The organism is Paenarthrobacter sp. Y-19 (assembly GCF_029223985.1).
Classification (GTDB): domain Bacteria; phylum Actinomycetota; class Actinomycetes; order Actinomycetales; family Micrococcaceae; genus Arthrobacter; species Arthrobacter nicotinovorans.
The window spans coordinates 2,369,106-2,395,192 of record NZ_CP119414.1; the positions used below are offsets into that span (position 1 = coordinate 2,369,106).

At 64.1% G+C, this 26,087-nt stretch carries 21 protein-coding genes and 2 tRNA genes; 6 read left to right on the forward strand and 17 right to left on the reverse strand.

Annotation, left to right across the window (positions count from 1 at the left end):
* Positions 1-17 precede the first annotated feature (17 nt).
* The 6 genes from PYR64_RS11145 to leuC form a co-directional block, all read right to left on the reverse strand.
* A complete protein-coding gene (locus PYR64_RS11145; RefSeq protein WP_275775232.1) occupies positions 18-1,154 on the reverse strand; it encodes a D-alanine--D-alanine ligase family protein in 1,137 nt (378 codons plus the stop codon).
* The gene (locus tag PYR64_RS11150) at positions 1,154-2,206 is read right to left on the reverse strand and encodes an NAD(P)H-dependent glycerol-3-phosphate dehydrogenase (protein ID WP_052247230.1); all 1,053 of its coding nucleotides are present in this window, start codon (positions 2,204-2,206) and stop codon (positions 1,154-1,156) included. Before PYR64_RS11150 ends, PYR64_RS11145 begins: the two co-directional genes overlap by 1 nt.
* Positions 2,203-2,976, reverse strand: coding sequence for a lysophospholipid acyltransferase family protein (locus PYR64_RS11155; RefSeq protein WP_026266907.1), 774 nt, complete (start codon positions 2,974-2,976; stop codon positions 2,203-2,205). The genes PYR64_RS11150 and PYR64_RS11155 overlap by 4 nt, the downstream gene beginning before the upstream one ends.
* A gap of 11 nt (positions 2,977-2,987) precedes the next feature.
* The gene (gene murA / locus PYR64_RS11160; RefSeq protein ID WP_026266908.1) at positions 2,988-4,313 is read right to left on the reverse strand and encodes a UDP-N-acetylglucosamine 1-carboxyvinyltransferase; all 1,326 of its coding nucleotides are present in this window, start codon (positions 4,311-4,313) and stop codon (positions 2,988-2,990) included.
* A gap of 208 nt (positions 4,314-4,521) precedes the next feature.
* Complete coding sequence (gene leuD, locus PYR64_RS11165; protein ID WP_018776240.1) at positions 4,522-5,130, reverse strand: 3-isopropylmalate dehydratase small subunit; 609 nt, start codon at positions 5,128-5,130, stop codon at positions 4,522-4,524.
* A gap of 9 nt (positions 5,131-5,139) precedes the next feature.
* Complete coding sequence (gene leuC / locus PYR64_RS11170; protein WP_018776241.1) at positions 5,140-6,591, reverse strand: 3-isopropylmalate dehydratase large subunit; 1,452 nt, start codon at positions 6,589-6,591, stop codon at positions 5,140-5,142.
* Between the two features lie 133 nt (positions 6,592-6,724).
* Between leuC and PYR64_RS11175 the strand changes: the two genes are divergently transcribed.
* Entirely contained in the window at positions 6,725-7,444 is a 720-nt protein-coding gene (locus PYR64_RS11175) for an IclR family transcriptional regulator (protein ID WP_014922101.1), read from the forward strand.
* 2 nt (positions 7,445-7,446) lie between these two features.
* Positions 7,447-7,983: a DUF1697 domain-containing protein gene (locus tag PYR64_RS11180; protein WP_275775239.1), complete on the forward strand. Its 537-nt coding sequence runs from the start codon at positions 7,447-7,449 to the stop codon at positions 7,981-7,983.
* A 43-nt stretch (positions 7,984-8,026) separates the two neighbouring features.
* Here PYR64_RS11180 and PYR64_RS11185 read toward each other — a convergent pair whose 3' ends face one another.
* From PYR64_RS11185 to PYR64_RS11230, 10 genes are all read right to left on the reverse strand, one after another.
* Positions 8,027-9,646 carry a GTPase gene (locus PYR64_RS11185; RefSeq protein ID WP_275775241.1) on the reverse strand — a complete coding sequence of 540 codons (1,620 nt, stop codon included), beginning with the start codon at positions 9,644-9,646 and terminating at the stop codon, positions 8,027-8,029.
* On the reverse strand, positions 9,643-11,424 hold the full coding sequence (locus PYR64_RS11190; RefSeq protein ID WP_275775243.1) for a dynamin family protein: 1,782 nt from the start codon (positions 11,422-11,424) through the stop codon (positions 9,643-9,645). The genes PYR64_RS11185 and PYR64_RS11190 overlap by 4 nt, the downstream gene beginning before the upstream one ends.
* Before the next feature lie 97 nt (positions 11,425-11,521).
* Positions 11,522-11,594, reverse strand: a tRNA-Glu gene (locus PYR64_RS11195).
* 128 nt (positions 11,595-11,722) lie between these two features.
* Positions 11,723-11,794, reverse strand: a tRNA-Gln gene (locus PYR64_RS11200).
* 139 nt (positions 11,795-11,933) lie between these two features.
* Complete coding sequence (locus PYR64_RS11205) at positions 11,934-12,662, reverse strand: HAD family hydrolase (RefSeq protein WP_275775245.1); 729 nt, start codon at positions 12,660-12,662, stop codon at positions 11,934-11,936.
* A 14-nt stretch (positions 12,663-12,676) separates the two neighbouring features.
* Positions 12,677-14,197 carry a glutamate--tRNA ligase gene (gene gltX, locus PYR64_RS11210; RefSeq protein ID WP_275775247.1) on the reverse strand — a complete coding sequence of 507 codons (1,521 nt, stop codon included), beginning with the start codon at positions 14,195-14,197 and terminating at the stop codon, positions 12,677-12,679.
* Between the two features lie 122 nt (positions 14,198-14,319).
* Positions 14,320-15,096, reverse strand: a complete 777-nt coding sequence (locus tag PYR64_RS11215) for a fumarylacetoacetate hydrolase family protein (protein ID WP_018776247.1) — start codon at positions 15,094-15,096, stop codon at positions 14,320-14,322.
* A gap of 23 nt (positions 15,097-15,119) precedes the next feature.
* The gene (locus PYR64_RS11220) at positions 15,120-15,890 is read right to left on the reverse strand and encodes an MBL fold metallo-hydrolase (RefSeq protein WP_275779937.1); all 771 of its coding nucleotides are present in this window, start codon (positions 15,888-15,890) and stop codon (positions 15,120-15,122) included.
* Between the two features lie 862 nt (positions 15,891-16,752).
* Positions 16,753-17,865 (reverse strand): branched-chain amino acid aminotransferase, encoded by a 1,113-nt coding sequence (locus PYR64_RS11225; protein WP_018776249.1) that lies wholly within the window; start codon positions 17,863-17,865, stop codon positions 16,753-16,755.
* A 118-nt stretch (positions 17,866-17,983) separates the two neighbouring features.
* Positions 17,984-19,036, reverse strand: a complete 1,053-nt coding sequence (locus PYR64_RS11230) for a 3-isopropylmalate dehydrogenase (RefSeq protein WP_018776250.1) — start codon at positions 19,034-19,036, stop codon at positions 17,984-17,986.
* Positions 19,037-19,160: 124 nt separating this feature from the next.
* On the opposite strand from PYR64_RS11230, the gene PYR64_RS11235 reads away from it, so the two are divergent.
* From PYR64_RS11235 to PYR64_RS11250, 4 genes are all read left to right on the forward strand, one after another.
* The gene (locus PYR64_RS11235) at positions 19,161-20,345 is read left to right on the forward strand and encodes a histidine kinase (protein WP_018776251.1); all 1,185 of its coding nucleotides are present in this window, start codon (positions 19,161-19,163) and stop codon (positions 20,343-20,345) included.
* Positions 20,346-20,348: 3 nt separating this feature from the next.
* Complete coding sequence (locus PYR64_RS11240; RefSeq protein ID WP_018776252.1) at positions 20,349-21,062, forward strand: response regulator transcription factor; 714 nt, start codon at positions 20,349-20,351, stop codon at positions 21,060-21,062.
* Positions 21,063-21,148: 86 nt separating this feature from the next.
* Positions 21,149-21,943 (forward strand): ABC transporter ATP-binding protein, encoded by a 795-nt coding sequence (locus PYR64_RS11245; RefSeq protein ID WP_275775254.1) that lies wholly within the window; start codon positions 21,149-21,151, stop codon positions 21,941-21,943.
* Positions 21,944-21,946: 3 nt separating this feature from the next.
* Positions 21,947-24,415: an FtsX-like permease family protein gene (locus PYR64_RS11250; protein ID WP_275775255.1), complete on the forward strand. Its 2,469-nt coding sequence runs from the start codon at positions 21,947-21,949 to the stop codon at positions 24,413-24,415.
* Between the two features lie 110 nt (positions 24,416-24,525).
* On the opposite strand, the gene metG is transcribed toward PYR64_RS11250, so the two are convergent.
* The gene (gene metG, locus PYR64_RS11255; RefSeq protein WP_275775257.1) at positions 24,526-26,085 is read right to left on the reverse strand and encodes a methionine--tRNA ligase; all 1,560 of its coding nucleotides are present in this window, start codon (positions 26,083-26,085) and stop codon (positions 24,526-24,528) included.
* Positions 26,086-26,087 lie beyond the last annotated feature (2 nt).

Genomic DNA, 26,087 nt, shown 5'->3' on the forward strand with positions numbered 1-26,087 from the left:
GCCCAAGCATCGTGAGCTTAGCGCAGGCCCGTCTTCCGGGTCAGCGCCAAGTGGATCAGTTCATCGATCAATTCGGCGTAGGACAGTCCGGAGGCTGCCCACATCTGCGGGTACATGCTCTTGGGAGTGAAGCCAGGCATGGTGTTGATCTCGTTGATGATCAGCTCGCCGGACGGGGTGTAGAAGAAGTCCACACGGCTGAGGCCTTCCGCGCCTACGGCGTCGAAAGCGACGGCGGCCAGTTCCCTGACGCGGGCAATGGCTTCGTCGGGCATGTCGGCCGGGCAGCTGAGTGCGGCGGCCCCGTCCTCCACATACTTGGCAGCGAAGTCGTAGAAATCGTGTTCCCCGGCCGCCACGGCAATTTCACCGGGCATTGACGTGCGGGGAGCGTCGGTGCCGCGTCCTTGCAGGACGGCACACTCGATTTCGCGTCCCACGATCCCGGCTTCGATAACGAGCTTCAGGTCATGGCGGCGGGCTTCCTCGACGGCGGCATCCAGGCCGTCCAGGGAGTCAACCTTCGAAATTCCCATGGAAGAACCCGCACGGGCGGGCTTGACGAACACCGGGAAACCAAGCTTGTCCACGCGTTTGCGCACGGCCTCGGCGTCGGTCACCCATTCGCGGTCCGTCACAGCTACGTAGGGACCCACCTTCAGCCCGGCGGCTTCGAAGACAACCTTCATGAAGTGCTTGTCCATGCCCACTGCGGAGGCCAGGACGCCTGCGCCTACGTAGCGCGTGTCGGACAACTCCAAGAGGCCCTGGATTGTTCCGTCCTCACCCCACGGGCCATGCAGCAATGGGAACACGACGTCAACGGAGCCCAGCTCCCGGGGGACGGCGTTGGGCTCTGTGACGATCAATTGGTGCTCACCGCCGACTTCGGCCAACGTCACAGTCTGCCCTGACGCTGCCACCTCGGGAAGCGACCTGGAGCTCAAGGACCACTGGCTGGTATCTCCCGAAGCCAAAACCCACTGGCCCGACTTCGCGATGCCGATAGGGATGACCTCGTACTTGTTGGTGTCGATGGCTCCCATGACGCCAGCTGCCGTGACGCAGCTGACAGCGTGTTCGCTTGAGCGGCCCCCAAAGAGGATCGCCACGCGGGGTTTCTCCTTCACGGGTGTGGGTTCTTCAGTCACCATCAGTAGTCGCCTTCGGACTTCAGTGCCCGGGCCAGCAAGCGCGGCCCCAGGTCATCAACGGACATTCTGCCTTCAAGCACGGCCACTACGGCTGCGGTGATGGGCATTTCTACATTCAGTTTCCCCGCCAGTTCATGCACGGCGGGGCCGGACTTGATGCCTTCAGCGGTCTGGGTCATCTGTTCGGCCACCTGCACCAGGCTGAGGCCTTCACCCAGCAGGCGGCCGGCAGTGTGATTCCGGGAGAGCGCAGACGAGCACGTGGCCACGAGGTCTCCGAGTCCGGCAAGTCCGGCCATGGTGTGGGCTTCGCCGCCCAGGGCAAGAGCCAGCCGGGACGTTTCCGCGAGTCCGCGGGTTATCACTGACGCCTTGGTGTTGTCGCCCATTTGCCGGCCCTCGCAGATTCCGACCGCCAGGGCAATCACGTTCTTGACGATGCCGCCGATCTCGACGCCCACCACGTCCGTGCTGGTGTAGGGGCGGAAGTAGGGCGCGGTGCAGCACAGGGCTATAGCAGCCGCCGTATCGGCGTCGCTGCACGCAACAACGGAGGCAGTCGGTTGTTCCCTGGCAATTTCCATGGCCAGGTTGGGTCCGGAAACCACAGCGACGCGGCTCTCCGAAAGACCAAGTTCCTGCGCAATGACTTCGCTCATGCGGGCGTCCGTGCCCAGTTCCAGGCCCTTCATGAGGGAAACAACCACGGCGTCGGACGACAACAGCGGTTTCCAGTCACCCAACTGCGGCCTCAACGACTGTGCAGGTACAGCGAGCACCACGAGGGTGGCATCCTTCAGCACCTCCGCCACATCCGTGGACGCCGTGATGGTGGCCGGGAGGTCAATGTCCTTCAGGTACTGCTCGTTGCGGTGAAGTGTATTGATCTGCTCCACTACTTCGGCGCGGCGCCCCCAGATGCGGATGCTGCGCTCGACACCGGCCGCAATGGCTGCGTCAGCCAGGATCTTCGCGAACGTGGTGCCCCAGGACCCTGCACCCAGAACGGCCACAGTGCCGGGAACGAAACCGGCGCTTTCGATCACGGTCACTTGCCGGCCTCCGGATCCTGGGTCTCGGAGGGTGCCCCCTCAACGAAACGGCCATGCTTGCTTTGTTTGTGGAGCGCGGGGTCCCAGCGTTCAGCCGGCGCTTTTTCGCCACGAAGCGTCTCCAGGAGGGCTGTGATGGCGTCCATGATCACGTCCGTGGCCTCGGTGAGCGTGGCCCGGTCGAGTGGCCGGTCGGCGAAGGAGCTCAAGTCCACAGGTTCACCCACCAGCACGCGGACGGTCTTCCGGGGAAAGACATGGAAGCGCTTGGCGTACCGGGGGAAGACCTCCTGTGCGCCCCAATGGGCCATGGGTACTACCGGTGCTCCTGTTTGCAGGGCAAGGCGGGCCGCCCCGGTGTGGCCCTTCATCGGCCACAGGTCGGGATCCCTGGTCAGGGTCCCCTCGGGATAGATGATGATGGCGCCACCGGCGTCCACCACCTCCTTGGCCAGTTGCAGCGAGCGGTTCGCACCCGCCGTCGAGCGTTCAACCGGGATCTGTTTCGTGGCCCGCAGCAGGCTGCCCAGTACGGGCACCTTGAAGAGCCCCGCTTTTGCCAGGAAGTGGGGTGGCCGCTTCTGGTTGTACACCAGGTGCCCCACAACAATGGGATCAATCTCGGTGCAGTGGTTGGGCACGGCGATGAAACCGCCCGCGGGAAGTTTCCCGATGCCTTCCCACTTCTTTGCCATCAACATATTCATCGCCGGACGGGCAAGGCCCGCCAGCAATATGAACATGGCACGGCTCGTGGCCGATTCCTTCAAAGGATCCCCCGCTACTTGATGGTGGTGATGTCGAAATCGGCGCCCAGGGCGGCCAGCTTTTCGGTAAAGCGCTCGTAACCGCGGTTGATGATATCGATCCCGGTGACCTTGGAGGTTCCTGTTGCTGCCAGCGCTGCAATGAGGTGGCTGAAGCCGCCGCGAAGGTCCGGGATGTCAATGTCGGTGCCCCTCAGGGGCGTGGGGCCGGAGATCACCGCGGAGTGGAGGAAGTTCCGCTGGCCGAAGCGGCAGGGCACGCTGCCAAGGCATTCGCGGTGCACCTGGATGTTTGCTCCCATGCGGGCCAAAGCCTCGGTGAAACCAAAACGGTTCTCGTAAACGGTCTCATGGACAATTGACACGCCATCGGCCTGGGTCAGCGCGACCACCAGCGGTTGCTGCCAGTCGGTCATGAAGCCCGGGTGCACGTCCGTCTCCAGGACAAGCGGGCTGAGCTTTCCACCCTGGTGGTAGAAACGGATGCCGTCGTCGCCGATGTCCATTCCGCCGCCCACTTTTCGGTAGGTGTTCAGGAACGTCATCATGTCCCGCTGGGAAGCACCTTCAACGAAGATATCGCCGCGGGTTACCAACGCAGCCGAGGCCCAGGAAGCGGACTCGTTGCGGTCAGGGAGTGCACGGTGGTTGTACCCGCGCAGGTCCTTGACGCCCTCGATGCGGATGGTCCGGTCAGTCTGGACGCTGATGATGGCGCCCATCTTCTGGAGGACAGCGATGAGGTCAATGATCTCCGGCTCGGTTGCCGCACCAATAAGCTCCGTGATGCCTTCGGCCCTCGTTGCACTGAGCAGAACCTGCTCCGTAGCCCCCACGGACGGGTAGGGCAAGGAAATCTTGGCGCCGTGCAGGCCGTGGGGGGCCGAAATGTGGATGCCGCCGGGGCGCTTTTCCACCACGGCACCAAACTGGCGAAGGACATTCAGGTGGTAATCAATGGGCCGGTCACCGATCTTGCAACCACCGAGATCCGGGATGAAGGCCTCACCGATCGCATGGATCAGCGGTCCGCACAGCAAAATGGGGATCCTTGAATCGCCGGCGTGTGCGTCGATTGCAGTGCTGGAGGCCGTCTTGGCGTCCTTCGGATCCAGGGTGAGGTCACCCGACTCCGGATCTTTGACGACAGTCACACCATGCAGCTTCAGAAGGCTGGTGACGACCTCGACGTCCTTGATTTCCGGCACGTTCCTCAGCACCGATGGCTCGCTGCCCAGCAACGCGGCCACCATCGCCTTGGGCACCAGGTTCTTGGCACCGCGAACGGTCACTCGTCCAGTTAACGGGACCCCACCGCGGATTGTCAGAACACTACTCATCTATACCGGTTTCCTCACGACTACTCGCCCCCCAAACTTACAAAGGCTCCAGCTAAGCATAGAAGCTCACGTAACCGAACCGAAATGGACCCGCCCCGCGCCGTACGGATCCGGCCCAGGCCGAACTCCCGCAAAAAAGGACCGCCGGACCCTCACAAGGGGGTCCGGCGGTCCTCTGCCAGCGGAAATTCCGATGAAGAGTCAGCGGCTAACGGGCATCGACTTTTGCCGGGATCGTCCGGGGTTTGAACGACGGCCGGGTGGCTTCGTATGCGGTGATGTCTTCTTCGTGCTGGAGGGTCAGGCCGATGTCATCCAGGCCTTCCAGCAGGCGCCAGCGGGTGTAGTCGTCAATGTCGAACGGCGCCACCACATTGCCGCACTCGACCGTCTTGCTGACCAGGTCCACCTTCACCTCGGTACCGGGAGCGTTCTCCAGGACCTTCCAGATCAGTTCAATGTCGTCCTGCGCAAGCTGTGCTGCGAGGAGTCCTTGCTTGCCGGAGTTGCCGCGGAAGATATCGGCGAAACGGGACGAGAGGACCGCTTTGAAGCCGTAGTCCTTCAAGGCCCAAACGGCGTGTTCACGTGATGAGCCGGTACCGAAGTCCGGGCCTGCCACCAGCACGGAACCGGCGTTGAACGGGGCCTGGTTCAGGATGAAGGACTCGTCCTTGCGCCACGCGGCGAACAGGGCGTCCTCGAACCCGGTACGGGTGATTCGCTTGAGGTACACGGCGGGGATGATCTGGTCGGTGTCCACGTTGCTCTGGCGCAGCGGGACCCCGATGCCGGTGTGGGTTGTGAAAGCTTCCATGGGATCCTCCTAGACTGCGATTCCGGTCAAAGTGCCTGTGGCGGCGGACTCAAGGTCCGACGGCGAGCTCAGCGTGCCGCGGACGGCGGTCGCTGCAGCCACCACGGGCGAGACCAGGTGTGTGCGGCCGCCCTTGCCTTGGCGGCCCTCGAAGTTGCGGTTGGACGTTGAGGCGCAACGCTCCCCCGGTTCCAGCTGGTCCGGGTTCATGCCCAGGCACATGGAGCAGCCGGCAAAGCGCCATTCGGCACCGAAGTCCTTGAAGACCTTGTCCAGGCCCTCGGCCTCGGCCTCCAGGCGGACGCGCGCCGATCCGGGAACCACCAGCATCCGTACCTTCGGATCCTTCTCCCGGCCCCGGATGATATCCGCTGCGGCGCGCAGGTCCTCGATGCGGGAATTCGTGCAGGACCCCAGGAACACGGTGTCCACGCGGATGTCCTTCATGGGCGTTCCGGCTTCCAGGCCCATGTACTGCAAGGCACGCTCAGCGGCAGCCTTGGCGTTCTCGTCACCGAAGTCTTCGGGAGACGGAACCTTGGCCGAGAGGGAAACACCTTGCCCCGGGTTGGTACCCCAGGTCACGAACGGCTCAAGCGTGTCAGCGTCCAGGTCCACCTCGACGTCGAAGGTCGCGTCGGCGTCGGTGTGCAGCGTGTTCCAGTACTCGACGGCGGCATCCCAGTCCGCGCCTTCCGGCGCGTGGGGGCGGCCCTGCATGTAGTCGTACGTGGTCTGGTCCGGCGCGACCATGCCGGCACGTGCGCCGGCCTCGATGGACATGTTGCAGATGGTCATGCGGGCGTCCATGGACAGGGCACGGATAGCCGAACCACGGTATTCCAGGACGTAGCCCTGGCCACCGCCGGTACCGATCTTGGCGATGACTGCGAGGATGATGTCCTTGGCAGTGACGCCCGGACGCAAGGTGCCCTCGACGTTGATGGCCATGGTCTTGAACGGCTTCAAGGACAGTGTCTGGGTGGCCATGACGTGCTCCACTTCCGACGTGCCGATACCCATGGCCAGTGCACCGAAGGCGCCATGGGTGGAGGTGTGCGAGTCGCCGCAGACCACGGTCATGCCGGGCTGGGTCAGGCCCAGCTGCGGACCCACGACGTGGACGATGCCTTGTTCCTTGTCACCCAGTGAGTGCAGCCGCACACCGAATTCCTTGCAGTTGGCGCGCAGGGTTTCGATCTGGGTGCGGCTGGTGAGGTCGGCGATCGGTTTGTCGATGTCCAGCGTGGGAGTGTTGTGGTCCTCCGTGGCGATGGTCAGGTCCACTCGGCGCAGCTTTCGGCCGGCCAGGCGCAGGCCCTCGAATGCCTGCGGGGATGTTACTTCGTGAACCAGGTGAAGGTCGATGAAGAGAAGATCGGGCTGGGCATTGGCTCCTTCGCCTTCACCCTTGCGCACAACGTGCGCGTCCCAGACTTTCTCGGCCAGTGTCTTTCCCACGGCCTTGCTCCCTTCACTGCGGTCGGATGGTTTACATCCACTGAACTGTTCTTCATCCACTGAACCAGCACGCTTGCGAAATAGGCCAGTGAAACAACTTGCATCTCAGATATTGAGACGGCAATATCATTACATGGACAATTCTAGTGGAGTCGGTGTCATTGATAAAGCGGCCCAAGTACTCGATGCCCTCGAGGCCGGGCCAACGACACTTGCCCAGCTTGTAGCAGCCACCGGGCTCGCCCGCCCCACGGTTCACCGGCTCGCCCTGGCACTGGTTCACCACAGGCTCGTCAGCCGCGACATCCAAGGGCGCTTTGTCCTGGGCAGCAGGCTCGTTGAGCTTGCTTCCGCCGCCGGCGAAGACCGGTTGATTGCTTCGGCCGGCCCGGTCCTCATCCAGCTTCGCGACGCCACGGGCGAAAGCGCACAGATCTTCCGCCGCCAAGGTGACTGGCGCGTATGCGTGGCTTCGGCAGAACGTCCCATCGGCCTGCGCGACACCATTCCCGTAGGCACGCAGCTGTCCATGAAGGCCGGTTCCGCAGCACAGGTTCTGCTGGCCTGGGAAGACCATGACCGGCTCCTTGAGGGACTGCAGAACGCCCGCTTCACGCCCACCGTCCTGGCAGGAGTACGACGCCGGGGCTGGGGTCAGAGCCTCGGCGAACGCGAGCCCGGAGTCGCCTCGGTTTCCGCGCCGGTGCGCGGACCCTCCGGCAGGGTCATCGCCGCAGTGTCCATCTCGGGTCCGATAGAACGGCTCACCCGCCAGCCCGGACGCCTGCACGCCGAAGTCGTGTGCAATGCCGCACGGGTCCTGACTGAGGCGCTGCGGAAGAACAACGACTAGCCATGGAAAGCTACGCAGTATTCCTGCGCGGAATCAATGTGGGCGGCATCAACATCAAGATGGCCGACCTCAAGGCAGCGCTCCAGGACTGCCCGTTCACCAAGGTCAAGACCCTGTTGGCAAGTGGGAATGTGGTGCTGCAAAGCGACCTCAGCGCCAAGGACGTCAAGGCCCGGTTCGAACAGTGCCTGCGGGACTCCTTCGGCTACGACGCCTGGGTGGTTGTCCTGACAGCGCAGAGGGTCGCCGAATTTGTGGACGCCTGCCCGTACCCCGCGGATGACAAGTCGACGCACAGCTACATCACCTTGGCCTCGGACACCGCGATGCTTGACGAGCTCTTTGCAGCAGCCGAAGAACTGGGGGGCGTGACGCAAGTGCGCCTGGGCCCTGAAGCCTCCGCCTGGTTGGCACCTGCAGGCGGCACCCTGGACAGCCCGTTCAGCAAGCTCTCCGCCAAGCCACGCTACAAGGCAAGCACCACCACCCGGAACCTCCGTACGCTGGTCAAAGTCAGGGACGCCGCGGCCGCTCTCTAGCCGGGCGCATCTTAGTCCGGGCGCATCTTGGGCCGGGCGAATCCTAATCCGGGCGCGCGGCTTTCAGTGCAGCGCTGAAGGCTTTCAACCGCGTGATTTCCACTCCCACGGGCTCCACGATCCTTTGCTCCGCCACCACGGCCACGGCCGCTTTCAGACGCTTCGCCGCGCCGGCTGCCCTGATGCGTGCCGCCCAGCCGCCCAGAATGCGGCCGGTAATGGCCAACAGCACTCCCAACGCCACTCCCCCGGCCACCATCAACGTGGGCCACGGCCACCCCTCCGTGCGCGGAACCTCAGGCACGGGCATCTGGAAGTAGCCCAAGACTGCCAGGACTCCGAGCCAGCCCAGCCCGCCGACCGCCAAGAGGAGGGCCAACCATTGCAGGGTGTTGAACAACAACCACCAGAGGGGACGTTTAGCCGTTTTCAGGTCCGCTCCGGCAATGGCCTGGTCCAAGGCATCGGGCAATTGGTCCCGGCCATCCCTCGCTGCCCCGCGAATGGCTGCCCGCCAAGGACCCGGAGCGCCGGCCGAGGCCTCATCGGCGAACTCCCGGACGGCGGCATCCGTGCGGGCACGCTCAGGGGCACCGGCCGGAGGCAAGGACGTGCGGCTCAATTCGGGCCTGGTGTCGCTCCGCCCCAGATTCAGCCTCCGCAGGGGATCGGGACGGAACCGCAACAACCACCGTGTGACCGGCCACCCCGTCCTGCGCGCCGACTCCCTTTGGAACGAACGCTGGACCGCGTCCACCACCACAGGGACGTTCGCCGCCGTCGCCAGTTCCGATGCAAGGCGGGCCCGTGCGTTTGCCTTGATCCCGCGTGCTTCACCGTCGCCCGACGCTTTCGACAACCCGGCAGCAGCCTTGGCGACGTCGGCTGCCAAGCGCTGCGTGGTCGCTGCCCGCTGGACCACGACGTTCCTGATGGCCCCGCGGACGGCGGAGACGCCGTCGCCCGTCAGCGCCGACGCGCCCAGCACGCGGACGGTCTCCAGGCCGTCGCGTGCGAGGATCCCTTCCAAGGAGTCCAGAACCGCGGCGGCGTCCGGTGCGACCAGTTTGTCGATCTGGTTCAGGACAACCAAGGTGACGGCGCCGTGGGTAGCCATGGGCCGGAGGAAGTCGTTGTGCACCGCGGCATCGGCGTACTTCTGCGGGTCCATCACCCACACCAGGACATCCACCATGCCAACCATCCGTTGGACAATCTCCCGGTTCTCCACCCGGGTGGAATCGAAGTCCGGCAGGTCCAGGAGCACCAGCCCGCTGTCCTCGTCGGCAAAGCCGGTAACCGGCGGAAGTACATGACGGTCCTTCACGTCCAACCAATCAAGCAGGGGTCCGCTGCCGTCCTCACCCCAGATACCCGCCAAAGGCTCGGAGGTGGTGGGCCGCCGCGCAGCCGCGGTGGCCAGTTCGCTGCCGGAAACTGCGTTGAACAGGGATGACTTGCCGCTCCCGGTGGCTCCGAAAAAGCCCACCACGGTATGTCCTGCCGACAACGAGCGCCGGGAAGTTGCCCGCTCCAGAACGTCGTAGACGGACTGCAGTTCCTGATCGGGAAGAACGCCTTCGGCCAGCTCGCGTGCGGTATTGAGGGCCTCGAGCCTGCGCTGCAATGCGGACGACTCACGGACCAGACTGTGGCGGCTCATGCAGTCCCTGCCAGCCGGCGGAGGGCCTTGGCGTGCAGAGCGAGATCAGGACCCGAGACCGGCTGAACGGTCTCGAGCCTGGTGAGGAAACGGAGCCGTTCTTCATCCAGCAGGCGCTGGCACTGCGTGTGCAGGTCCTGCCTGGCCTGCTGGGCAAGGCGACGGACAGCATCCTCGCCGAATACCGCTTCGAGCAGCTTCTGCCCAACCACCGCTGTGCCGCCCGCGATCCCGATTTCCAGACCACTCAGGCCAGCCGTCATGGAGAAGACCACCACCATGAGCGCAGCACCAAGCCCGTTGACCCCGAAGGACAGCCACCTGGCCTGGGTCCGCTTCCCCTGTCCTTGGGTCCGGATCATCTCCATCAGGCCTTCCTGCCAAGTACGGATTGCCGCGGCCGCCTTGGCATCGAAGCCTTCGCTGGTTCCGGAGAGGTCGTCGTGGCCCAGTAGTTGGCGGCCCGCCGGGTCCGCCCGCCAGCGCCTGTCAACGTTTTCAGCAGCAGTGGCCGCTTCATCGAGGATCACTGCCTGCAGCCCTGTTTCGATCGCCGTCTCCACCTTTACAGCCGGTGCCGGTTCGCCTCGGAAAAAGGCGCCCATGCGGTCCCTCATCCGGCCGATGTTCTGCTCCAGGGCCCGAAAGAACTCCCCCGTTCCCACGAAATCCTGCCAACGGGCCAATACTTCTCCGCGGAGGAGTGCCCCATCCTTGGTGGCCTCCAGGATGCGGGTCAGTGCATGCTCGTATTCATCGGAGCACGAGCCCTCCAGGTCACGGGCTGCAGCGTCCTGTGTGGCCGCTGCCACGGCTATGTTGTCCAGGCGAAGACTCACGGCCTTGACGGCACCGTTGAGTGTCCGTCGGGCAACCTCGGCACGGCCGGCGGCATTGGCGGCCAAGGCACCGAGCCACAGGCGCAAAGGGTCCACCGCTCCCGCCGGCAACATTCCCAGCCCGTCCAACGCGCTTTCGGGCACGACAAAGAGTTTCGCCTCCCCAAGTCCCTGCCGGTCCAGCATCGCCTGCAGGTCGGTCCGGACTTCGTCCTCAGCTGCCGGCGGCACACGGTCCAGGACCACGGCCACGGTGATGTCCCGCGAAGCCGCATCAAGGAGCAGACGCCATGGAACGGCGTCGGCGTAGCGGTTGGCGGTGGTGACGAAGATCCAAAGGTCGGCCGCGGCGAGCAGTTGCCCCGCGAGTCTGCGGTTGTCCTCGGAAATGGAGTCGACATCCGGGGCATCCAACAGGGCAATGCCCTGCGCCACAGCAGGGTGCCCCAGCAATACCAGCGAGGTGATCGCCTGGGCGTCGGGGGCCGCGCCGGCCTGGTTCGCCGGGACGGGGACTGACGAGACCGTTCCCCGGATCCGCTGCAAGTTCGGAAGGATCCTCTGTCCTTCGAACCATTCCGCATCGTTGGGGTGGTGCAGAAGGATCGGTTGGCGCGTTGTAGGCCTGATCGCTCCCGAGCGGGTCACCGGAAACCCCACCAGGGCATTGACCAACGTCGACTTTCCGGCCCCGGTTGAACCGCCGACGACGGCCAGCAGCGGCGCGTCCAGGCTGCGGTAGCGGGGAATGATGTAATCATCGAGCTGCGCCAGGGACTCCCGTATCCATTGGCGGGCCTCCTGCACTTCGGGCACCGCCAAAGGAAGGGTGGTGGCCGCAAGTCCGGCGCGTGCAGCTTCCAGGGTTTCGACGGCGGCTGCCGCACTCGGAGGCACAGGGCTGCTCCGGGCTGCCGGCGGGTCTGCGTGTTCGGTCACAGCATCATCATGCCAGCCCCGTCCCGTTCACGAGCGCCGGGCAGGCTCAATGGGCAAAAAGAAATCCCCCGGAACACATGTTCCGGGGGATTCATTGTGACCCCAGCGGGATTCGAACCCGCGTTACCGCCGTGAGAGGGCGGCGTACTAGGCCGCTATACGATGGGGCCTTGCACTTTTTTGTCACCGTTTCCGGCGATCAAGCTGAATGAGTATTTCATACTTTCAGCTTCGCTCCAAATCGCTTTCGCGGATCGGAGGTTCCGAATTTTCCGCGTATTTACGCGGAATTTCAGAGCTGGGATACCAGGACTCGAACCTAGAATGACGGTACCAGAAACCGTAGTGTTGCCAATTACACCATATCCCAAAGTGACTTTCGGACCGGAGTTCCCTGCCTTGGTTTCCCTCAGCTTTTCCCTCCGTGCCCCTCAGCACGAGTAATGACTCTACCGGAGTCTCGCCACCTGCACAAATCGGCGGGCCGTTACCTGCATCACACGGAAAACTCAGGCGGCCGTCGGGGTCTTGGCCAGCAATTGCGCGAGGGAATCCACCTGGCGCCCGGTGAACTCTTCCACCACTTCGCCGGTCCTGTTGAGCCAGACTCCCACCAGCCCTGCTGCGTCGGCACCATCGGCATCAAGCAGCCGGTTGTCGCCTACGTAGAGTGTCTCCCCCGGTTCCGTGCCGAGAAGGCGCACGCCCTCAAGGTAGATTGCCGGGTCAGGTTTGGCGACACCCACAGTGTCCGTCCCCACCAGGATCCCGATCCGCGACAGGCCGGCGCCGTCCAACTTGGCACGCTGGTAATCGTGCACGTTGTTGCTGACAGCCCCATAAGGGATCCCGGCAGTATCGAGCGCGTCCAGCACGCCTTCAACATCAGAGAAGGCGCGAACGTACGCTGTCTGGCGTTGGTGATACTCGGCCACCCACGCTTGCGCGTCCTCGCCGTCGTCGAGTTCCACGCCAAAGTGACCCAGGGCGGCCCTGCCCCGCAGCAGCCGCTGCTCATTGAAGGTCAGCTCACCGGCAAGGTACCGGTCGTAGAAATGCGTTGTTTCGTGCGTGAAGATCCGGCCGAACTTCACCCACCCGGCCTGGTCAAGGCCGGGCAGGAGATGTTCGCTGACGTCACGCAAAGCTGTCGTCATGGCGTATTCCAGGTCCACCAGAGTGTCGTCAATGTCGAACAAGACACCGCGGATAGCGCCGAAAGCAGTTGCAATCGCCATGACAGGTGCCTCTCCTAGCCGCGGAAAGCGCGAACGCGGGCCAACGAGGAATCCTTGCCCAGGATCACCATCGACTCGAACAGCGGCGGGGAAATACGACGACCGGAGATGGCCGTGCGGACAGGTCCGAACGCAGCCCTGGGCTTGATGCCCAGGTCCTCCACCAAAGCCTGCTTGAGCGCGGTCTGGATGTTCTCCGCCGTCCACTCTTCGATGGGTTCCAGAGCGGCGAGGGCCGCGTCCAGAACTTCCTCCAGGTTGGCAGGGAGGCCCTTGCGGGCGTCGTCCGCAATGTCGATGGCGTCGTCGGCCTTGAACAGGAAGGCAAGCATCTCCGGAGCCTCGCCCAGCAGGGTGATGCGTTCCTGGACCAGCGGGGCTGCCTCGGCGAGGATCTCTTCCTGGCGCGGAGTAAGGATCTCCCCCACGAAACCGGCTGAACGAAGGTACGGAACCAAGCGCTCTTCGAAGTCCGCGGGGGCAAGCATCCGGACGTGCGTGCCGTTGATGGCTTCGGCTTTCTTGATGTCGAAGCGCGCAGGGTTGCCAAGGACATCGTGGATGTCGAAGTTGGCCACCAGCTGCTCCACCGTGAAGATGTCTTCGTCAGCGCTCAAGGACCAGCCAAGAAGGGACAGGTAGTTCAGCAGGCCCTCAGGAATGAAGCCGCGTTCGCGGTGGAGGAACAGGCTCGACTCGGGGTCGCGCTTGGACAGCTTCTTGTTCCCCTGGCCCATGACGTAGGGCAGGTGGCCGAACTCCGGCATGTACTCGGCGACACCGATGGCGTACAGCGCCCGGTACAAGGCGATCTGCCGCGGGGTGGAGCTCAGCAGGTCCTCGCCACGCAGGACGTGGGTGATTCCCATGAGCGCGTCGTCCACCGGGTTCACCAATGTGTACAGCGGGGCACCATTGGCGCGGACCACTGCGAAGTCCGGGACGGAACCGGCTTTGAACGTGATCTCGCCGCGAACCAGGTCGTTGAACGTCAGGTCCTCGTCCGGCATGCGGAGGCGCAGGACGGCTTCCCTGCCCTCGGCCTTGAACTGCGCGAGCTGCTCTTCCGTGAGGTGGCGGTCGAATCCGTCATAGCCCAGCTTGGGATCGCGTCCGGCGGCCCGGTGGCGGGCTTCGATCTCATCCGGGGTGGAGTACGACTCGTAGACGTGTCCGCCGGCCTTGAGCTTGGCGATGACGTCCTGGTAAATGTCGCCGCGCTGCGACTGGCGGTAGGGTTCGTGCGGGCCGCCGACCTCCACACCTTCATCCCAGTTGATGCCGAGCCACTTGAGCGCATCCAGCAGCTGGTGGTAGCTCTCTTCGCTGTCGCGGGCAGAGTCGGTGTCCTCGATCCGGAAGATCAGCTTGCCGCCGGTGTGGCGCGCGTAAGCCCAGTTGAACAAGGCCGTGCGGATCAGGCCAACGTGCGGGGTGCCTGTGGGTGACGGGCAGAAACGGACTCGGACCGGAGTCTCGGCGTTGACGGCAGGAATGGCGCTGGAAGCAGCGGTGGACGCAGAAGCAGTAGTCATAGTAGTTCCAACTTTACCGCTTGCCACTGCTTCGGTTTCCCGGGCGAAGACGCACGACGGCGGTGCTTGCCTTTCGTACGAAAGGCAAGCACCGCCGTCGTGGTTTTGCTCAGTCCGCTCGCCTAGCGGCGAACGACGGGGTTGGAGAGACGTCCGATGCCTTCGATCTCGACGTCAAAACGGTCGCCTTCGCTGACGAGACCGACACCTGCCGGGGTACCGGTCATGATGACGTCGCCAGGAAGAAGCGTGAACGCGTGGGAAACGATCGATACGAGCTCACGAACGCCACGGATCATTTGGTTGGTGCTGCCGTCCTGCCGGAGCTCACCATTGAGGCGCCCCTGGATGGAGAGGTCCTCATGATCCAGTTCGGTTTCGATCCACGGTCCCAGCGGCGCGGAGGTATCGAAGCCCTTGGCGCGGGCCCACTGGAGGTCCGTTTTCTGGACATCGCGGGCAGTGAGGTCGTTGCCGCAGGTGTAGCCGAAGATGACGTCATCCGCGCGGTCCTCGGGAACGTCCTTGCAGATGCGGCCAATGACGACGCACAACTCAGCCTCGAACGAGACCTCCTCGGAGAACTCGGGGAGGATGATGGGATCGTTCGGGCCGATCACCGAGGTGTTCGGCTTGAGGAAAAGCAGCGGCTGCTGCGGCACTTCATTGCCGAGTTCCGCAGCGTGTTCTGCGAAGTTCCTGCCCACGCCAATGACCTTGCTGCGGGGAATGATGGGGGCAAGGAGCCGCACGTCCTCCAGCTTGTGCTTCACGTGGGTACGTTCAACGCCGTTGAAGAAAGGGTCGCCGTTGATGACAGTGATTTCCTCACTGCCGGGCTCGCCTTCGACAACGCCGTAAAGGGGATCAGAATCAACTACAAACCGGGCGATACGCATGGGCCCAAGCCTACCGTCACGGCTTAGCTTCGAAGGTATTCCAGCTGCGCGGCCACAGAGGTCTCAGCGGCCCACCTGACGGAGGGGTCGACGTCGGCGTACACCACGTCCGTAACCTGGGCGATCGTTGCGTCCTGGCCCACCTGTTCCAGGGCTGCCCTGATCTGCGCAAGACGCTGCAGCCGATGTTCACGGTACTCGCGGCACTTCCCGTCCAATGCTGGAAGAACAGGGCCGTGGGCGGGGAGCAGTGTTGCCCCGCCGAGGGCCTCAAGCTTATCCAAGCTGGCAAGGTAGTCCCCCAGCCGGCCATCCGGGTAGTCCAACACAGTGGTGCCCCGGCCCAGGATGGTGTCGCCCGTAAGGACCGATCCTCGGGGACCGTCGTCGGGGAGATGGAAACACGCCGAATCCGAGGTATGGCCGGGCGTTGCCAGCACACGGATTTCCACTCCCCCCGCGTTGATGACCTCACCGTCCCGGAGAGGCTCGCCGCCATGGCAGTATTCCGGGGACATCGCCCGCACCGGAGCGCCCGTCAGCTCATGAAAACGCGCGGATGCCTCAGTGTGGTCGGCGTGGCGATGGGTTATCAGGATCAACTCCACCCGGCCGGCTGCTGCCAGTTCGGCCAAGTGTTGTTCATCCTGGGGGCCCGGGTCCACAACGGCTGATGTGCCCGAACCAGGAGCGCCGATGACGTATGAGTTGGTGCCGTCCAAACTCATCGGGCCGGGGTTGGGCGCAAGCCGGAAGCGCGTCAATGCGCTGCTGCGCTGCAAGGAGCCGCCCATGGGCGCGTGGTCTGGAGTCGCCTTTGGTTCAGAAGTCACAGTCCCATCTTGGCATCCTCCTGACCCTCCCTCACATCCCACCCCCTTCAACCAAACCCTCCCTCACACCCCACCCCCTTCAACCAAACCCTCCCTCACACCCCACCCCTTCAACCAAACCCTCCCTCACACCCCACCCCTTCAACCAAACCCTCCCTCACACCCCACCCCCTTCAACCCACCCCTCCCTCACACCCCACCCCCTTCAACCCCAACCCTCCCTCAGCCGCACAAGAGGGAAGGCCCAGACGTCGGCACCCAGCCTGGGTGCCGACGTCGGGCCTCGCGACTTACCGACAAGCGGGCAGCATCAGACTCCCGGTGATTCGGTCAAACCCAGATCAGACCCAGCTCAAACACGCGGAACGTGAAGAAGCGACCAGCTCAAACACGCGGAACGTGAAGAAGCGACCCGCTCAAACACGCGGAACGTGAGCAAGCGTCGGGAGGAAACACGTGGGATGTGAGGAAGCGTCGGGAGGAAGCACGCGGAACGTGAGGAAGCGTCGGAAGGAAGCAGCCGGGATGGATGTGAGCAAGCGTCGATGGGAAGCATGCGGAACGTGAGGAAGCGTCGGAAGGAAACACGCGGGATGTGAAGAAGCGACCAGCTCAAACACGTGGGATGTGAGGAAGCGTCGGGAGGAAACACGCGGGATGTGAGGAAGCGTCGGAAGGAAGCACGCGGGATGTGAGGAAGCGTCGGGAGGAAGCACGCGGGATGTGAGCAGGCGTCCGGGAAGCAGAACGGCGGCCCTGCCGCTTGTAAACCAAGGGCAGGACCGCCGTCGTGCGTTTCAGTTGTCCCAGGAAATCCTGAGGATCAGACCAGCCGGGTCAGCCAGCCGTGCGTGTCCTCTACAGTTCCGGTCTGGATTCCGAGGAGCTTCCCGCGAATGGCCATGGTGGTTTCCCCGGCCTTTGCGTCCTCGGCGCCGATGGACTCAGTCGCATCCTTGAGGACACCGATCGGAGTGATCACCGCGGCTGTACCGCAGGCAAAAACTTCGGTGATCTCGCCGGATGCTACTCCATCGCGCCACTCGTCCAGGGTGATCTTCCGCTCGGTGACCTCGCGGCCCATGTCCCGGGCGACCTGGATGACGGACATGCGCGTGACGCCCTCAAGGATGGTGCCGCTCAGCGCGGGAGTCACCAGTGAACCGTCCTTCATGACGAAGAAGACGTTCATGCCGCCGAGTTCTTCCACGGCGTCGTCATTGAAGTGGTCCAGGAACAGGACCTGCTTGCAGCCGTTCGCTTCGGCTTCCTGCTGTGCGATCAGGGACGCGGCGTAGTTGCCACCGCACTTGGCGGCACCGGTTCCACCGCGGCCGGCGCGGGCGTACTCGCGGGAGATCCAGATGGAGACCGGCTTGAGCTCGCCGCCGAAGTAGTTGCCGGCGGGAGATGCGATGACGCGGAAGGACACCTCGCGTGCAGCCCTGACGCCGAGGAAGGCCTCGGTGGCGATCATGAAAGGACGCAGGTAGAGTGCTTCGCCGTCTCCGGACGGAACCCACTGCTGGTCCGCCTGTACGAGTTCGCGGATGGCACCCAGGAAGTACTCTTCAGGCAGCTCGGGAAGAGCCAGGCGGCGGGCGGACTTGTTCAGTCGTGCCGCGTTGGCTTCGGGCCGGAAGGTCCATACGGAACCATCGGCGTGGCGGTAAGCCTTCAGGCCCTCAAAGATTTCCTGGCCGTAGTGCAGGACAGCAGCCGAGGGGTCCAGGGAGATGGGGCCGTAGGGCTCGATCCGGGCATTCTGCCAACCGCCATTGCCATCGGCGTCAACTTTGTAGTCGACGACGGCGGTGTGGTCGGTGAAGTAGTCGCCAAATCCCGGGTTCGCCAGGATGGCTGCACGCTCCTCAGCAGATTTCGGGTTTTCCGAGAGCTGCTGGCTGAATTCGACGCCATGGGCAGTCTGAGTCATGTTTCCTCCACAGTCAGCTACCTGGCATGGCGAACCGGGCCCCCAAAGGGTGTGGTTCAGCGATGGACCAGGGAAGCAGATAAATAATTCAAGACAAGCTTACGCCTGAGTAATGGGCCTAAAGTGCGGCCGCAATGGCGTCGCCAATGGCAGCTGTGCTGCGCGGCTTTCCATCGCGGTTCTCGACGTCGGCAATAACTGCCGCTTCGATCTTGCGGGCCGCCGTGGTGTAGCCAAGGTGGTCCAGAAGGAGCACTGCGGAGAGGATGGCCGCGGTTGGATCGGCTTTCTGCTGGCCGGCGATGTCCGGAGCTGAGCCATGTACGGGTTCGAACATGGACGGCGCCGTGCGGTCCATGTTGATGTTCCCCGATGCCGCCAGGCCGATACCGCCGGTGACGGCAGCAGCGAGGTCGGTGAGGATGTCGCCGAAGAGGTTGTCGGTGACGATCACATCGAAGCGCGAAGGTTCAGTCACCATGAAAATGGTGGCCGCGTCGATGTGCAGGTAATCGTGGGTGACGTCGGGGAATTCCTGTGCCACGGCCTCGACAGTCCGCTTCCACAGGTGTCCGGCGAAGACCAGGACGTTGTGCTTGTGGACGAGCGTAACGTGCTTGCGCGGACGCTCGCTGGCCCGGCGGAAGGCATCGCGGACTACGCGCTCCACACCATGGGCGGTGTTGAGGGAAACCTCTGTGGCGACTTCGTGGGGGGTGCCCCCGCGCAAAGTCCCGCCGTTGCCCACGTAGGGCCCTTCGGTTCCTTCACGGACGACAATGAAATCAATCGTCCCGGGGTTCGCCAAGGGGCTGCCGACCGTTCCATAGAGCCGCGACGGACGCAGGTTCACAAAGTGGTCAAGGCTGAAGCGCAACTTCAGGAGCATTTCGCGTTCGATGATTCCGGAGGGAATTCGGGTATCGCCGGGCGCTGCGCCCACGGCACCGAAGAGGATGGCATCACGCGTGCGGAGATCTTCAAGAACCTCGTCAGGCAGGGTCTCGCCCGTCTCAAGCCAGTGCTGGGCACCGAGCTTGTAGTGGGTCTGCTCAAGAGCCACGCCTTCGGCGGCTACGGCTTTTTCGAGAACCTTGACGGCTTCGGCGATGACCTCAGGGCCAATGCCGTCGCCGGGGATGACAGCGAGGTTGATGGACGATGCACTCATACGTCTATCTAGCCAAGCAATCCACATGCTGGTCAAAATCGTCTCACTCCTCGAACATTCGGCAGTGAACGGGCTCAGACCCTGGCATGATGCCCAGCCCCGGCCCAGCACATAGAGTCTTACCGTGGATAGAAGGCACGCAGTATACGAATGGTTCCGCATCAACCGTTTTGCAGTTGATCTGACAGCAACGTGCATCCTGATCCTGCTCTTCGGCCCCGTGTACCTCCTTGCTGACCGCCCCTGGCTGTTCCTGCTCTCCTGCAGCCTGCTGTTGCCCCTCGCCTGGCGACGCACCCGCCCGGCGGTTGCGGCCGGCGTCGTCATTCTGGTGTGCCTCATCCAGTGGGCGGTGGGTGCCGAGCCGGTGGCCGGCCAGATAGCTGTCCCGTTGGTCATCTACGCGACCGCAGCGTACGGTCCGGCCTGGGCGAGCCGCACCGTGCTGGTGGCCGGCCTGGTCGGCGGCGTGATGCTCACATCGCGGGAATACTCCACGGGTGTGGAGTCGGGCATCATGGGCCTCACCATCGGCGCCCTGTACACAGTGCTGATCTGGATGCTTGTCCTCGTGAGCTGGACCCTCGGTGACCTCACCCGAGTCCGCAGGCTCCAGCTGCAAGCCCTCGAGGACCGCACCCGCCGAATGGAAGTAGAGCAGTTGCAGGAGCGGAAACTGGCCGCCGCCGACGAACGCTCCCACATTGCCCGGGAGATGCACGACATCGTGGCGCACTCGCTGTCCGTGATCATCACGCAGGCGGACGGGGCACGGTACGCTGCTGCAGCCAAACCGGAACTTGCCACCGAGGCACTGGCCACCATCGCCGCCACGGGACGGGACTCGCTGGGCGAAATGCGGAGGCTCCTGGGCATCCTGCGCTCGGACGAGGACTCCCCCACACGCCCGCAACCCCGGCTCTCGGATCTGGACGAACTGCTCCTGGGCTTCCGGGCGGCGTCCCTCCAGGTGGGCTTCGAGCAGGTGGGCACCCCGCGGAGGTCCCTTCCTGCCGGAGCCGAACTCACCGCCTACCGCATCATCCAGGAATCCCTCACGAACGTCATGAAGCACGCCGGCCCCAAGGCCACCGCGAATGTGACGCTGACCTGGCAAGGCCGCGGCCTCCAACTGGACATCGTCGACGACGGCCGGGGCGCCGCTGCCGATCCGCCGGCGGCAGGCGGCGGAAACGGGCTGCGCGGAATGGGAGAGCGGGTCTCGCTCTACGATGGTTCATTGACGGCCGGCCCCGTACAAGGCGGCGGTTTTCGTGTGTCCGCTTTCATTCCCTATTCGGAGGCCTGAGCAATGCCTGAACTCCCCGCACCCATCCGGGTCGCACTCGTCGATGACCAGCAACTGGTCCGTTCGGGCCTTGGCATGCTCATCAATTCCCAGCCGGACCTCGACGTGGTCGCCGAAGCAGGCAACGGCATCGAGGCCCTTCAAGCGCTCAGCGCCACCGCCGCGGACGTGGTCCTTATGGATGTCCGCATGCCCGGGATGGACGGCATTGAAGCCACCCGCCGCATCCTGGAGCAGGCAGCATCGCAACCCCGGGGTTCGCAACGCGCAGAGGTCAAGATCGTCGTCCTCACAACCTTCGACCTCGATGAATATGCGCTGGCCGCCATCCAGGCCGGCGCCAGCGGGTTCCTCTTGAAGGATGCGCCGCCGGAAGAACTCCTCGAAGCCATCCGCACCGTGTACCGGGGGGACGCGGTCATCGCGCCCTCCACCACCCGCCGCTTGCTGGACCACGTGGCACCCCTGCTCAGGACCCAGACGCCCGAGCAGAGCGAGCACGCGGCCGCCGTCGAGTCCCTCACGAACCGCGAGCGCGAGGTCTTCCAGCTCATTGCGCAGGGACAGTCCAATCCCGAGATCGCAGCTGGGCTGTTCCTTTCGGAAGCTACGGTGAAGACCCATGTGGGGCACATCCTGGCCAAGCTGGGAGCCCGGGACCGGGTGCAGGTAGTGGTCATCGCCTACGAGACCGGGGTTGTGTCTCCGGGGACCTAGGCTCAGACCACGGTATGAGCATGGCCCGGCGGTAATGGGCCCACAGCCCGATCCCGCAGGCAGGGGCCGGACCATAGCGTGGAACCATGACGACTTTCACGCCTCTCCCCCATCCCCACGGAACCGGTCGCCCCGAAGGATCGGACGCCGCCCAGGCGCGTCCCGCCGTCGAGGCTTTCAAACTGACCAAGAGCTACGGCCGCGCCGATACCAGCGTGACGGCCTTGAACGAAGTCTCGGTGAGCTTCGACGCCGGGAAGTTCACGGCCATCATGGGCCCGTCGGGCTCCGGCAAATCAACGCTTATGCACTGCCTGGCGGGGCTCGATACAGCCGATTCCGGCAGCATCGTCCTGGGCGGAACAGAGCTCACCGGACTCAATGACCGGCAGCTCACGGCGCTTCGCCGCGAGCGGATCGGTTTCGTTTTCCAGGCCTTCAATCTGGTGCCCACCTTGACGGCCGAGCAGAACATCACGCTTCCGCTCGCCTTGGCAGGTACAACGGCCGACGCCGGGTGGCTGGAAAGCGTTGTTGGCACCCTTGGGTTGAAGGACAGGTTGAAGCACCGTCCCCATGAGCTGTCCGGCGGCCAGCAGCAGCGTGTGGCAGTAGCCCGGGCACTGCTGACGCGGCCCGACGTCGTGTTCGGCGACGAGCCTACCGGCAACCTGGACTCCAAGGCGGGCGGCGAGGTCCTTGCCCTGCTGCGCCGGAGCAGCCAGGAGATGGGCCAGACCATCATCATGGTCACCCATGATCCTGTGGCGGCCAGCTACGCGGACCGGGTGGTGTTGATGAGCGACGGCGGCCTGGTGGGCGAGATCCACCAGCCCACGGCGGACTCCGTCCTGACGGCCCTCGGCAAGCTGGGGGCCTGAGGCATGTTGCGTGTTGCCCTTTCGCAGTTGACGACGCATTTCCGGCGGTTCATTGCCATCGGACTTGCCGTCATGTTGTCCGTGATGTTCCTGTCCTCAACGCTCATGGTCGGCGCCAGTACCAATGCCTCCCTGGGCGCAAGCATCGGGGAGGCTTACCGCAACGCAGATCTCGTTGCCACGTCCAAGAACGGCGAGCCCTTCACCCAGGCTGCCGTGGATGCTGCGGCGTCCGCCCCGGCCGTGGAGGCCAGTTACGCCGAGCGGTCCACCTACGTGACGTTCCAGGCCGGCGGTGGCGAGCAGTACGGGCGCCTGCGGAACCTGGCACCAGCGTCCCTGGAAGGTGCTGTGATCAGTTCCGGGTCCATGCCCGCCAACACCTTGGAGGCAGCGATCGACGTCAAGACCGCCGGGCACCTTGGCCTGGCGGTTGGCAGCACGCTGGTGTTGCAGGGCGGTGGTCCGGTCAAGAATGCGAAGGTCACCATTTCAGGCCTGCTCCAGGCCACCAACGACCCCTTCTCCTCTTCAGCGGCGCAGCTTGTTGCCTCCGAGTCCGTCCTTAATGCGGTGCAGGACGCGGGCGCTGGTTTCTCCGGGCTGCAGTTCGCCCTCAAACCCGGTGAGGATGTTTCATCGGCCAAGGAGTACATCGCCCACCGGATGGAAGCCGCAGGAGCGGTGGAGCCGGTGCTTGAGACCGCGCAGGAGAAGGTGACCTCGACGGTGGCGATGCTGAGCGCTGGTCAGGACCAGCTGACGATCGTCCTCCTTGCCTTCGCCGGCATTGCCATCCTGGTCTCAACGTTGGTGGTGGCGAATACGTTCTCCGTGCTGGTGGCCCAGCGGACCAGGGAGCTCGCGCTCCTGCGTTGCCTAGGCGCCGGGCGGGGACAGATCCGTGGCTCGGTGATGCTTGAAGCCCTTGTTGTCGGCTTCATCTCCTCGGTGCTGGGCGTCCTCGCTGCGATTGGCCTGATGACCGCCCTGATTGCCTGGGCCAGGTCCCAGCCTGAGCAGGCATTCGCCACGTTGGCCGTGCCGCCGTCGGCCATCATTGCCGGTTTGGTGGCCGGAACGCTGCTGACCGTGGTGGCGGCGCTGGTCCCGGCGAAGGCGGCCACCGCCGTCGCCCCTCTTGCAGCGCTGCGGCCGGCCGATGACGCCTCCGTCCGGAACCGTCGCGGCAAGGTCAGGCTTTTCGTGGGCCTGGCAGCTTTGCTTGGTGGCGCGGCGCTGCTGGTGTACGGCAGCATCAATGTGGTGCTTGGCGTGGCGTTGCTGGGCGGCGCCGCGTCCTTTGTGGGCATCCTGCTGTGCTCCACGCTGTTCATACCCACGGTGGTTGCCCTTGCCGGCCGTCTGGCGGCACCGGCTGGTGTTCCAGGCAAGCTCGCAGCGGTGAATGCCACCCGCAACCCGGCACGTACCTCGGCAACGGCGGCGGCGCTGTTGATCGGCGTCACGTTGGTCTCCCTCATGATGACCGGCGCAGCAACGTCCCGCCAGGCGTTCAACGACACCTTGGCGGAGAACTATCCGGTGGATCTTTCCGCGCAGACAGCGACGGAAGGCAGCGGTTCCGGCGACCCCGCACAGGCTGTCTCCCGGATCAAGGGGCTCGATGGCGTCAGCTCTGCGGTCCTGCTTCAGCCGGTAGGCGCCATCCAGGACGACGCCTCCGGCGGAACCACCGTTTACGGCCTGTCCGCAGCCGATGCCGCTTCTGTCCTGCGGGACAACCATCTCAAGCCAAGCCCCGGCACTGTCTACCTGCCGGAAGACTCGCCGGGAGGACCAGCTACGTTGTCGACGGCGGGCGGCCAGGTCACCCTCGACGCCAAGGTCCTGCGTACCCGCCACGTCCCGGCGTTCGTGGAGTCCTCGAGCGTCGTCTCCGGTCCCCTGGCCGGGGTACCGGGCATGGTGTGGGTGAAACTGGACGATTCCGTATCCGGGGACCGGGTCCAGGCCCTGCAGAAGGAGATAGCTAAGGCACTGGGTGTCCATGAACGGACCGTCAGTGGTGCCGCGATCGAGCGGGTCACCTTCAACAGCATCATCGATGTCCTTCTCCTGGTGGTGACAGGGCTCCTCGGGGTTGCGGTGGTGATCGCCTTGATCGGTGTCGCCAACACCTTGTCCCTCTCAGTCCTGGAACGGACCCGGGAGAACTCGCTGCTGCGTGCCCTGGGCCTGACGACGGGCCAGCTGCGCGGGATGTTGGCGATCGAGGCAGTGCTCGTCGCCGGCGTCGCCGCCATCATGGGTGCAGGTATGGGGATCGTGTACGGCTGGCTTGGCGCGCAGGCCACCCTGGGCGGCGTGGCCACCGTGATACCGACGGTGCCATGGCTTCAGTTGACGGCGGTCTTCGCTGTCGCGGTGGTGGCCGGTCTCCTGGCGTCAGTGATACCTGCCCGCCGGGCGGCCCGGCTGTCGCCGGTCGAAGGACTGGCCACGGCGTAGTCGCTCCAGCTCATTGCACGTGAACGGGAAACGCTCCCGCACTTTCCCCGGTTGTACCGGGGGAAAGTGCGGGAGCGTTTCCTATTTAAGGCTGGTAGCTGATCGAGGGTTTATGCCTCGGCCGGCTCCTCGTAACGCGGGAACACCGGCGCAGGCGCAGGCAGCTCGGTGCCCGCCGCCAGCGGCGCCGCGATGGCGGCAAAGAGGCGCGCCTCGCCTTCGGGCTGGCCGAGGACATCAAGGAGCTTCGCGGACGACGTCGGCATGACCGGTTGGGCGAGGATCGCCACGATCCGGACGACCTCCAACGTGACGTACAGGACCGTGTTCATGCGCTCGACGTCCGTCTTGCGCAGTACCCACGGAGCCTGTTCGGCGAAGTAGGCGTTTGTATCGCCCAAAACAGTCCAGATGGCTTCGAGCGCCCGGCTGAACTCCTGCTTTTCGAAGGCACTCCGGGCAGTCTCCAGCAACGCACCGGCCTGCTCCAGGAGCGCTTCGTCCTCGGACGTGAACGCACCGGGCTGCGGAACCTTGCCGTCGCAGTTCTTCGCCACCATGGACAAGGAACGCTGGGCAAGGTTGCCGAAGTTGTTGGCAAGGTCCGCGTTCATGCGGCCGACGATGGCCTCGTGGTTGTAGTTGCCGTCAGCGCCGAACGGAACCTCACGGAGGAAGAAGTACCGGCACTGGTCCAGGCCGTACTGCGCCACGAAGTCCTGGGGAGCAACAACATTGCCGAGGGACTTGGACATCTTCACACCGTTGTTGGTGAGGAAGCCGTGGATCATGACGCGCTCGGGCAGTTCCAGTCCGGCGCTCATCAGGAACGCAGGCCAGTAGATAGCGTGGAAGCGCGAAATGTCCTTGCCGATCACGTGTACATCGGCCGGCCAGAACTTCCTGAAGGACTCGGACTCCACGTCGGGGTAACCCACGCCGGTCAGGTAGTTCGTCAGGGCGTCGACCCACACGTACATGACGTGCTTTTCGTCACCCGGGACCGGAACGCCCCAGTCAAAGGTTGTGCGGCTGATGGACAGGTCCTCGAGCCCACGCTTTACGAAGCTGATGACCTCGTTGAAACGTGACTGTGGAGCACCGAATTCAGGGCGGGCTTCGTACAGCTCCAGGAGCTTTTCCTGGTAGTTGGAAAGCCGGAAGAAGTAGCTTTCCTCGGCAGTCCAGGTAACCAGGGTGTCGGTTTCCTTGGAATAGCGGAGACCGTCCTCCTTCACCACGGTGTCGTCCTCAACGTAATACGCTTCGTCGCGGACCGAGTACCAGCCTTCGTACTTGGAAAGGTAGATGTCGCCGTTGGCTTCCATCTTCTTCCAGATGGCCTGCGAGGCCGTGTAGTGGTCCGCGTCCGTGGTGCGGATGAAACGGTCGTACGAGATGCCCAGGTCCAGGCTCATCTGCTTGAAGGCGGCAGAGTTGCGGTCCGCGAGCTGCTTGGCCGTGAGGCCTTCCTTCTCCGCGGACTGCTGCATCTTGAGGCCGTGCTCGTCCGTTCCGGTCATGAAGAAAACTTCATGGCCGTCAAGGCGCTTGAAGCGCGCCATGGCATCGGTCGCAATGACCTCATAGGCGTGGCCGATGTGCGGCACGCCATTGGGGTAGCTGATTGCGGTGGTGATGTAGAACGGGGATTTCTCTGGAGACGTCACTC